Genomic DNA, 4,915 nt, shown 5'->3' with positions numbered 1-4,915 from the left:
CACTTACCCCGCCCCCTCCCCCCCCCCCGGCCCTCGGGGGGGCCCTTGTGGCGCGGCACGTCGGCCGCCACCCCCCCCCTAATTTTTCCGCCCCCCGGGGCCCCCGGCCTCCCCCGGGGAGGCGTCATTTGTCTTTTGCGGGCCGCTATCGCTTCAGCAAAAACACCGCGTGCTCGGCGAGCAAATTCGCCATGGTCGCGCTGGTGCGCTGATCGCCCGACAGGAACCAGGCACCCTCGACGATGATGCCGCGTTCCTTCAGCAGCGAGCGGAAATCGTCGACCTTGACATGATGGATGTTGGGCGTCGCGTACCAGGCGACCGGCAGCAGCCGCGTGACCGGCATCCGCCCGCCCCACAACAGCGACGCGCGTACCCGCCAATGCGCGAAATTGGGAAAGGACACGAACGCGTGCCGCCCGATCCGCAGCAGATGTTCGAGCACGACATCGGGCGCGCGCGTGGTCTGCAAGGTCTGGCTGAGGATGGCGTAATCGAAACTGTCGTCGGGATAGCCGGCGAGATCGGTATCGGCGTCGCCCTGGACCACCGACAGGCCACGCGCGACCGCGCTCGCGACATCGCCGGCGTCGAGCTCGAGCCCGCGGGCATCCACACCCTTCTCGTCGCGCAATGCCGCCATCAGCTCGCCGTCGCCGCAGCCGATGTCGAGCACGCGCGCGCCCGGCGCGACATTGGCGGCGATCACCGCGAGATCGGGGCGCAGGCTCACCGCTCCATGCCCTTCAGCCGGGCATGATATTCGGGCGACAGCCGCTCCATGAAACGGTCGGGCCGCATCAGCGGATGGAAACCGAGCGCGGCATAGACGCCATGCGCGTCCGCAGTGCCGAGCGCGATGCGGCGGATATGCTTGAGATCGGGATGATCGAGGAACCATTGCACCATCCGGCGCCCCAGCCCCTGCCCGCGAATCCGCTCTTCGACCCAGACGTCCGCGATCCAGGCGAAGGTGGCGTGGTCGGTGATCGCGCGGGCATAGCCGACCTGTTCGCCACCGTCATAGGCGCCAAGGCAATGCGATCCCGCGATCGCTTTCTCCACCACCGAGCGCTCGATCCCCGGCGTCCAGTAACTCGACGCCAGCCAGCGATGCACGCGTTCGACATCGAGCCGCGCCTTGTCGTCGGAAAGTTCGATCATGCTGCCGCCCTCAGGAAGCCGTCGACCACGCGATTGAGCTCCGGCGAGTCGAGCAGGAAGGCATCGTGCCCGAACGGGCTGTTCAATTCGACGAAGCTGACCGCCGCGCCCGCCGCGTTGAGCGCATGGACGATCGCGCGCGATTCCGGCGTCGGATAGAGCCAGTCGGTGTCGAAGCTGACCAGCGCAAAACGCGTCTTCTTGCCCTTGAAGGCGTTGGCGAGCAGCCCGCCATGCTCCTCGGCGAGATCGAAATAGTCCATCGCACGCGTGATGTAGAGATAGGAATTGGCGTCGAACCGGTCGGTGAAGCTCAGCCCCTGGTGGCGGAGATAGCTTTCGACCTGGAAATCGGCGTCGAACCCGAACGACTTGGCCTCGCGCGCCTGCAGGCGGCGGCAGAATTTCTCGGTCAGCCCCGCTTCGGACAGATAGGTGATGTGCGCCGCCATCCGCGCGACCGCGAGGCCCGCGGCGGGCGGATCGCCGCCGCCATAATAGTCGCCGTTACGCCAATTGGGATCGGCCATGATCGCCTGGCGCCCGACTTCGTGGAAGGCGATGTTCTGCGCGGTGTGGCGCGCGGTCGAGGCGATCACCACCGCCTTGCGCACGCGCTCGGGGAACGTCGCGGCCCAGCTCAGCGCTTGCATCCCGCCCATCGAGCCGCCGACCACGGTCAAGCTGTCGACGCCGAGATGATCGAGCAGCATCGCCTGCGCGCGGACCATGTCGCGGATGGTGATGACGGGGAAGCTCATCCCCCAGGGCTTGCCGGTCGCCGGATTGACCGTCGCCGGGCCCGACGATCCCATGCAGCTGCCGAGCACATTGGCGCAGACGATGAAGTGGCGCTCGGGGTCGATCGGCTTGCCCGGTCCGACCATCCGCGTCCACCAGCCGGGCTTGCCGGTGATCGGATGATCGCTCGCGACATATTGGTCGCCGGTCAACGCGTGGCAGATCAGGATCGCGTTGGCGCCGTCGGGCGCGAGTTCGCCATAAGTCTCGTAAGCGATATCGACCGGCGACAGCAGCACACCCCCGTCGAGGCGGAGCGGCCCCGGCAAGGTCACGTGGCGCGACAGGCCGAAGCGCTGATCGTCGGTCATCGGAGAGGCGGTTAGAGGGAAAAGGGCGCGGACGGAAGTCATCTAAAACCCTCTTCCTTTGGGAGAGGGTCGAGCCGCGTAAGCGGCGAGGGGTGAGGGCAGGTCAGCTATTTCTGCCCTCACCCTTCCGCGGCTTCGCCGCTCCCTCCCTCTCCCAACGGGAGAGGGAATTGGCGTCACCCCATCCGTCTCGCCGGCGCCCGCGCGGCGATCACCGATTGCGCCGCCAGCCGCCCGGTTTGCGCGCCGCCGTTCATGTATCCGGGATAAGCATCCGACAGATGCTCGCCGGCGAAATGGACTGGGCCCGCCGATAGCGGATTCGATGCCACGCCGTCGGTCTCAGTCCAGATCAGATTGGCGAATTTGGTCAGCTGGCCGGGGCGGAAATTGACGTACGCCCCCATCGAGAAGGGATCGAGGTGCCAATTGGTGCGGCGCACCGTCGTCCCGGTCGCGCCGGCCATGCCCTTGACCCCGGCCTCGGCGAGCCGCGCGAACTTGAGCGCCAGCGCATGGGGATCGGCCCGATCGGCGGCGAGGACCTCCTCACCGCCGGTGAACCAGGTCCACACGCTGCCTGGCCCCGATGCCGGGCGGACCCCGCCGTCCCAACCGAGCGAAGAGCCGGCATCATGGTCGGTCTGCCAGATCTCGCCGCCGCGCCCGATCGGTCTTTCCCACGGCCGCGCATTGGTAACTGCCTGGACCTTGCCGTTCCTGCCCAGCCCGACCTCGGCGATGAACTGGCGCCACAAGGCCGGCAGCGGCACGCCATAAGCGATCCGGCTCATGATCGAGGCCGGCGTGGTCACGATCACCGCCGAGGCGTCGATCCGCTCGTTGTTCGAGAAGGTCACGCGTGCGCCGCTCGGCGACGGATCGATCCGCACGGCGCGGCGATACGTGGTGATGCGATTGGCCAGCCGCGCGCCCATCGTCTCGACCAGCGAGGAACTGCCGCCCGCCATCAGATAACGTTCGTCGCTACGGCTGAGCACGTCGATCCGGCGGCCGTCGATCGAGGGCAGGTTGAACACCAGTTCGATCGCCGAGGCCTGACTCGGCTCGCAGCCATATTCGGTGCGCGCGGTCGCTTCCATCAGGCGGCGCACCCAGGATTCGGGGATCAGCCTGGCATATTTGTCGAGATAGCCGGTGAACGACAGCCGATCGAGCTCGGCCGCGACGCGCGCGTAATTCTGGTCGAGCCGAACCGAATCCGCATCGATCTGCCCCGCGATCCCGCGCAGGCCCGCGACCAATTTGCCCTCGGGCACTTCGCGCCCGCCGTCGAGGATCATGGTGCGGTGCTGGCCGCCCTTGCGGTCGATCAGCTCGACGCCGAATTCGCGGCAAAGCTCATGCATGTCGGCATGATCGGTATTGACCAATTGCCCGCCGATCTCGATCGCCGGCACGCCCTTGGCCCTGGCGGTGTACATCCGCCCGCCGAGTCGGGTGCGCGCCTCGTACAGCCGCGCATCGACGCCCGCCTTGGTCAGGTGCCACAGCGCCGACAGACCGGCGATGCCGCCGCCGATGATCACCACCGGACCACTGCCCGGGGCCGCGCGAACGGGACGCGGGAGAGCGGCTGTCGCCGCAGTCGCCGCCAGCGCGAGCAGCACCTGGCGCCGCGTCTGGCCGTCGCCGCCCGGCATGGGCAGCGTCTCACCGCTTGCGCGCAAATTCTCCTGCCGCGCCGCCTCGAGCGCCTGCCAGAATGCCGTCGGTCCCCGCAACCTGCCCTCCCCTTTGAATCCGGTGCATAGACGCTCAATCTTGCCAAGGCGACAGCGCCCTGCGCATAGGCCACCCATCATGAGCGCTCCTGAACCCAAGCCCTGGATCATGGCCATCGCGCCGTACATCCCCGGTCGATCGACCACCGATGACGGTCGCAAGGTCTCCAAACTCTCGTCGAACGAGAATCCCCTGGGCACCTCGCCCAAGGCGCGCGAGGCGTTCCTGTCGGCCGCCAACCGGCTCGAACGCTATCCCGACGCCAGCGGCGCCGAGCTACGCGAGGTGATCGCGGCCAAATACGGGCTCGATCCGATGCGGATCATCTACGGCAACGGGTCGGACGAAGTGCTCCACCTCGCCGCCGGCGCTTTCGCCGGGCCGGGCGACGAAGTCATCTTCGTCCATTACGGATTCGCGGTGTACGAGATCGCGGCGCGGCGCGTCGGCGCGGTGCCGGTGATCGCCCCCGACAACGACTATGCGACCGATGTCGATGCGATCCTGGCCTGCGTCACCGAGCGCACCAAGATGGTCTATATCGCCAACCCGAACAATCCGACCGGCACCTACGCGACCAAGGAAGAGATCGCGCGGCTGCACGTCGGCCTGCGCCCCGACATCCTGCTCGTGCTCGACCATGCCTATGCCGAATATATCGAGGGCGATGCCGAGGATGGCGGCATGGAACTGGCCGAGACCGCGCCCAACGTGCTGGTCACGCGCACCTTCTCCAAGATGTACGGGCTCGCCGCTGAGCGGATCGGCTGGGGCTATGCCAGCCCCAAGATCATCGAGGCGATGCACCGCATCCGCTTGCCCTTCTCGATCACCATCGCCGGCACGGCGGCAGCGATCGCGGCGCTGGGCGACACCGAGTTCGTCGAGCACAC

At 67.4% G+C, this 4,915-nt stretch carries 5 protein-coding genes; 1 reads left to right on the top strand and 4 read right to left on the bottom strand.

The window, feature by feature from the left end:
* Positions 1-145: 145 nt before the first annotated feature.
* The 4 genes from metW to ACTHJR_RS17925 all read right to left on the bottom strand — a co-directional run bounded on the left by metW (position 146) and on the right by ACTHJR_RS17925 (position 4,021).
* The gene (gene metW / locus ACTHJR_RS17940) at positions 146-733 is read right to left on the bottom strand and encodes a methionine biosynthesis protein MetW (RefSeq protein ID WP_440524723.1); all 588 of its coding nucleotides are present in this window, start codon (positions 731-733) and stop codon (positions 146-148) included.
* Positions 730-1,164: a GNAT family N-acetyltransferase gene (locus tag ACTHJR_RS17935; protein WP_440524721.1), complete on the bottom strand. Its 435-nt coding sequence runs from the start codon at positions 1,162-1,164 to the stop codon at positions 730-732. The genes metW and ACTHJR_RS17935 overlap by 4 nt, the downstream gene beginning before the upstream one ends.
* Entirely contained in the window at positions 1,161-2,276 is a 1,116-nt protein-coding gene (metX, locus tag ACTHJR_RS17930; protein ID WP_440524719.1) for a homoserine O-acetyltransferase MetX, read from the bottom strand. Before metX ends, ACTHJR_RS17935 begins: the two co-directional genes overlap by 4 nt.
* A gap of 176 nt (positions 2,277-2,452) precedes the next feature.
* Positions 2,453-4,021: a flavin monoamine oxidase family protein gene (locus tag ACTHJR_RS17925; protein ID WP_440524718.1), complete on the bottom strand. Its 1,569-nt coding sequence runs from the start codon at positions 4,019-4,021 to the stop codon at positions 2,453-2,455.
* A 79-nt stretch (positions 4,022-4,100) separates the two neighbouring features.
* Between ACTHJR_RS17925 and ACTHJR_RS17920 the strand changes: the two genes are divergently transcribed.
* On the top strand, positions 4,101-4,915 hold an 815-nt coding region (locus ACTHJR_RS17920; protein WP_440524717.1), incomplete at its 3' end, for a pyridoxal phosphate-dependent aminotransferase.

Source organism: Sphingomonas sp., assembly GCF_051962185.1.
GTDB lineage: Bacteria > Pseudomonadota > Alphaproteobacteria > Sphingomonadales > Sphingomonadaceae > Sphingomonas.
This window is presented reverse-complemented; position numbering and strand designations above follow the sequence as displayed.

Excerpts from the sequence above, each read along its gene's own strand:
- ACTHJR_RS17935 (WP_440524721.1), bottom strand. The coding sequence starts at position 1,164 with ATGATCGAACTTTCCGACGACAAGGCGCGGCTCGATGTCGAACGCGTG.
- metX (WP_440524719.1), bottom strand. The coding sequence starts at position 2,276 with ATGACCGACGATCAGCGCTTCGGCCTGTCGCGCCACGTGACCTTGCCG.